Annotated in this window: 2 protein-coding genes; both read right to left on the bottom strand. The window is 53.9% G+C overall.

Going from position 1 to position 5,183, the window contains the following annotated elements; genetic code table 11:
• Window positions 1–1,246: sensor histidine kinase (locus ADICEAN_RS20135; protein WP_161622746.1), on the bottom strand; the 1,246-nt coding region annotated here is incomplete at its 3' end.
• A 23-nt stretch (window positions 1,247–1,269) separates the two neighbouring features.
• On the bottom strand, window positions 1,270–5,106 hold the full coding sequence (locus ADICEAN_RS20130) for a response regulator (RefSeq protein ID WP_009197516.1): 3,837 nt from the start codon (window positions 5,104–5,106) through the stop codon (window positions 1,270–1,272).
• Window positions 5,107–5,183: the final 77 nt, after the last annotated feature.

Genomic DNA, 5,183 nt, shown 5'->3' with positions numbered 1-5,183 from the left:
GATAAAGATGTAACAAGCACTCTTTATACAACATGCAGCAGTTTGGTGGCTTGGGTTTTTCCAGGGTGAAGTAGAAGGTGGCGCCTTTACCGGGGGTAGACTCGGCCCATACCTTACCCCCATGGCGCTCGATGATGCGCTTTACAATGGTTAGGCCAATGCCGGTACCCTCGTAATCACTCGCATTGTGCAGGCGCTTGAAAGGCCCAAAGAGCTTGTCGTAGTCTTTCATGTCAAAGCCTACGCCATTATCCCGCACAAAATACACAGCCGTTTGGTCTTCCTGAAAGGAGCCGATCTCAATGCTGGGCTGCTCCATTTTCTGGGAGTACTTGATGGCATTGGTTATGAAGTTGATCCATAACTGTTTCACCATATTGCCGTCGCAGAGTGCTTTGGGCAGCTCCTGCACGCGGATGCTGATACCCTCCACAGAACGGTAGCTCTCAATTTCGCGCAGCACCCCCCCAACCATATCGTTCATGTCCAGCTCATCTTTAATAAGCTCGGCATTGGCCTGGCGGGAAAAGAGCAGCAGGTTTTTCACCAGCTTGCTCATTTTCTGGGAGCTTTCCTGAATGAGGCCTACCATTTTTTTACCCCCTTCGTCCAGCTGCTGGCTATACTGGTTTGCCAGAATACGGGTAAGGCCGCTGATATTATTGAGCGGAGACATCAGATCGTGCGATACAGAACCGGCAAACGCATCCAGCGACTGTAGCTCGGCCAGGCGTTCTTCCAGGTCTTTGTTCAGGGCCTTGATCTTTTCTTCCGACAGTTTGCGTTCGTGGATTTCGCGCTCCAGGTTTTTGTTAATGGTCCTCAGTTTTTCTTCCTGCGCAAGCAGCCGCTTGTTTTTCTGGCTCAGCTCCACAAACGCCCGCACCTTAGCACGCAATATGGCGGGTATCACCGGCTTTCCGATGTAGTCAATGGCACCAGATTCGTATCCCTTGTAAATATTCTCCTCAATGTCCATGGCCGTAAGGAAAATAATAGGGATGTTCTTAAGTTTCTCCCGGTTGTAGATCAGCTCGGCGGTTTCAAAGCCATCCATATCGGGCATTACCACATCCATGATGATCAGGTAAAAGTCCTGATCGTCCAGCAGGCACTTAAGCGCCTGCCGGCCCGAACGGGCTTTTACAAACTGGTAATTTTCACAGCGCAAAATGGTTTCCAGCGCCAGCAGATTTTCTTCCCGGTCGTCTACCAACAGTATTTTCGCTTCAGCTATGTTTTCCATGATGAAGGATTTGCGTGCTTTGATTAATATTCGGTTTCGTGCAGCCAGATGCGCATCAGCGACACCAGCTGGCCCATATCCAGCGGCTTGGTGATGTAATCGGAGGCCCCGGCTTCCAGGCATTTTTCCCGGTCGCCCTTCATGGCCTTGGCCGTTACGGCTATGATGGGCAGGTTATGATTTTCCAGCTCCTTGCGGATGATCTGGATGGTTTCAAAGCCATCCATCTCGGGCATCATAATGTCCATCAGCACAATATCCACATCCTGGGTTTTGCGCAGAATATCAATGGCCTGCTGGCCGCTTTCGGCCGTTTCCATCTCCAGGCCGTAGCCTTCCAGTGCACTTACCAGGGCAAAGATGTTACGCACATCATCGTCTACGATCAGTACCTTTTTCCCCACCATAATGTTGGAGGAGGGGTGCGAATCTTTCAGGATCTTCTGCTTGTCGGTAGACAGCTCCCGGAAGTTGCGGTGCAGGTAGAAGGTGGTGAGGTCCAGCAGCTTCTCCAGCGAATCAGCACTCTTCAGGATAATGCCCCGGGAGATCTGCTTGAATTTGGCCAGCTCTTCCTTGTTGAGGTCTTTGGCCGAATACACGATCAGGGGCGTTTCTTCAATGGGCATTTCCTGCTCCAGCCGGCTTACCAGCTCATAGCCGCTGATATCGGGTAGCTTCAGGTCCAGGACGATGGTATCGAAGCGATTCTCCCGCACCAGTTTCAGGGCTTCCTCGCCGGTTTTGGCGTTGGTGATGTGCAGATCATCCCCCTTGAGCATAAAGGCAATCTTATCGAAATCATCGCCGGAGTCTTCAATGATCAGCAACTCCTTGCTTTTCTTTTTGTAGAACTCGGTGATCTTTTCAAACACCTTATCGGCAATCTCCTCACTGAGCTTATTGCCATATACCCCATTGGCGCCCATGCGGTAGGCCAGGGGCATATCGGCTTTATTCACCGAGGTAAGCGATACGGGGATGCTGCGGGTAGCCAGGTCGTTTTTCAGGCGGTCAAGCACTTTCCAGCCATCAATGTCCGCCAGCTTGGTATCCAGGATAATGGCTACGGGCTTGTACTGGTTTACCATTTCAAAGACCATTCCGCCCTTGCTGGTCACCACAAACTTATAGCCATGGCCCTTGGCCTTATCCCGCAGGCGGCCCATGGCCCCCTCGTTGTCCATAACGATGAGCACCACGCGGTCTTTGGTTTTGATAATGGCGCGGTCGTCCTCCCACTCAAAGGGTTTGGTTAGCCCCTTGAGCGTGCTTACGGTAGCGGTAGCGATCTCCTGCACAGGCAGGGGCATTTCCAGCTGGATCTCTTCACTCTTGGGATAGGTGCGCTTCATTTCCCGGATCACCCCATGGTTGCCGTTCAGATTTACTACTTCGGCATCTTCAAGCGGGGCCTCACTAAGGGCATCATAGTTTAGCGGCAGGTAGAGGGTAAAGGTACTGCCCTCGCCCAGGTCGCTTTCCAGCTCCATGGCACCCCCCAGCAGGGCGGTAAGGCCTTTGCTGATGGAGAGCCCCAGGCCGGTACCTCCAAACTTGCGGCTGGTAGATCCTTCGGCCTGCTGGAAGGCTTCAAAGATGATGTGCTGCTTTTCTTTGGAGATGCCAATGCCGGTATCTTTGATCTCAAAGCCTATTACCTGAGAGGCGCGGTCCAGCACGCTGCTGTTGAACTTGGTCTTTTTATCAGCGGCAAAGATCTTGAGCGATACCGACCCCTTTTCGGTAAACTTAAAGGAGTTGGAAAGCAGGTTTTTGAGGATCTGCTTGAGGCGCTGGGCATCGGTTTCGAGATACTCGGGCAGGTAAAGGTCCTGGCTGATCTCGAATTTGATCTTCTTGAAATCGGCCATGTGGCGGAAGGTAAGCTCCACAAACTCTACAATCTCGGCAAAGCTTACCGGAGCATTGTCTACCGTAACCACGCCCGATTCGATCTTGGACAGGTCCAGGATGTCGTTGATCAGGTTTACCAGGTCATTGCCACAGGAGTTGATGGTTTTGGAGTACTGCACCTGACGGTCGGTGAGGTTGCCCTCGTGGTTTTCGGAGAGCTGCTGCGACAGGATCAGCAGCGAGTTAAGCGGTGTACGCAACTCGTGGCTCATGTTGGCCAGGAACTCCGATTTGTACTTGGAGGTGATCATCAGCTGGGCGGCCTGCTCCTCGAGCGACTTCCGGGCTATTTCCACCTCATCATTTTTCTGCTCCAGCTCTTCCTTCTGCTTGGCCAGCAGCTGGGCTTTGTCTTCCAGCTCTTCATTGGTACGGCGCAGCTCTTCCTGCTGAATCTTAAGCTCGGCAGCCAGCGTTTGCGACTGCTCCAGCAGGATCTCTGTACGGGTACTGGAGGTGATGTTGTTCAGTACAATACCGATGGACTCGGTCAGCTGCTCCAGGAAGTAAAGGTGCGTCTGGCTGAAGTGGTGGAAGGCCGCCAGCTCCAGTACCCCTTTCACCTGATCATCGAACAGGATGGGGAGCACAATAACGTTGAGCGGGCTGCTCTCACCCAGTCCGGACGAGATCTTGATATACTCATGTGGCACATTGGTAAGCAGGATGCGTTCTTTTTCAATAGCCGCCTGGCCTATGAGGCCCTCGCCAATGTTGCAGTACTCGATGGGGTCGCTGGTGCGGGCGCCGTAAGAGCCGATCAGCTTCAGTCGGGCCCGGTCTACTTCCGAGTTCTGGCTGATGAGGTAGAATACGCCGTGCTGGGCGCCTACTACCTTGGCAAGTTCGGAGAGGATCAGCTGCGAGAGGGTCTTCACATCTTTCTGCCCCTGGAGCATCTGGTTGAACTTGGCCAGGTTGGATTTTAGCCAGTCCTGCTCCTGGTTCCTGAGGGTGGTTTCCCGCAGGTTGGCAATCATGTGGTTGATGGTGTTCTTAAGGGCTTCCAGCTCGCCTTTGGCCTCCACATTAATGGTTCGGGTAAGGTCACCCTTGGTTACGGCCGTGGCCACATCGGCAATGGAGCGTACCTGGGTGGTCAGGTTGTTGGCCAGCTGGTTTACGTTTTCGGTCAGGTTTTTCCAGATACCGAGGGCACCCGGTACATTGGCCTGGCCGCCCAGCTTACCTTCTACCCCTACCTCGCGGGCTACCGTGGTTACCTGATCGGCAAAGATGCCCAGCGTATCGGTCAGCTCGTTTATCGTATCGGCCAGGGTGGCGATCTCCCCCTTGGCGTCCAGGGTTAGTTTTCGTTTCAGGTCACCATTGGCAATGGCGGTTACAATAAGGGCAATGCCCCGTACCTGATCGGTCAGGTTGTTGGCCATCTGGTTTACCGAGTCGGTAAGGTCCTTCCAGGTACCGCCTACGCCGCGTACCTGCGCCTGGCCACCCAGGATCCCCTCGGTACCTACCTCGCGCGCTACCCGGGTTACCTCATAGGCAAAGGAGTTGAGCTGCTCCACCATGGTGTTGATGGTGTTTTTCAAGTCGAGGATTTCGCCTTTTACGTCGATGGTTACCGTTTTGGAAAGGTCACCGCTGGCCACCGCTTTGGTTACCTCGGCAATGTTCCGTACCTGGGCAGTCAGGTTACCCGTCATTTGGTTTACCGAGTCGGTAAGGTCCTTCCAGGTACCGGCTACCCCGGGCACAAAAGCCTGGCCACCCAGTTTACCATCCGTACCTACCTCCCGGGCTACCCGGGTTACCTCGGAGGCAAAGGCCCGCAGCTGGTCCACCATGGTGTTCAGGGTTTCTTTCAGCTGAAGCATTTCGCCGCGTACGTCGGCGGTAATTTTCCGGCTCATGTCGCCATTCGCCACCGCAACGGCCACCTCGGCAATGTCCCGCACCTGCGAGGTCAGGTTACTCGCCATCTGGTTTACCGAATCGGTCAGGTCTTTCCAGGTACCGCCTACACCGGGTACGTTGGCCTGGCCACCCAGTTACCTTC

It is taken from the genome of Cesiribacter andamanensis AMV16, from assembly GCF_000348925.1.
GTDB classification, from domain to species: domain Bacteria; phylum Bacteroidota; class Bacteroidia; order Cytophagales; family Cyclobacteriaceae; genus Cesiribacter; species Cesiribacter andamanensis.
This window is presented reverse-complemented; position numbering and strand designations above follow the sequence as displayed.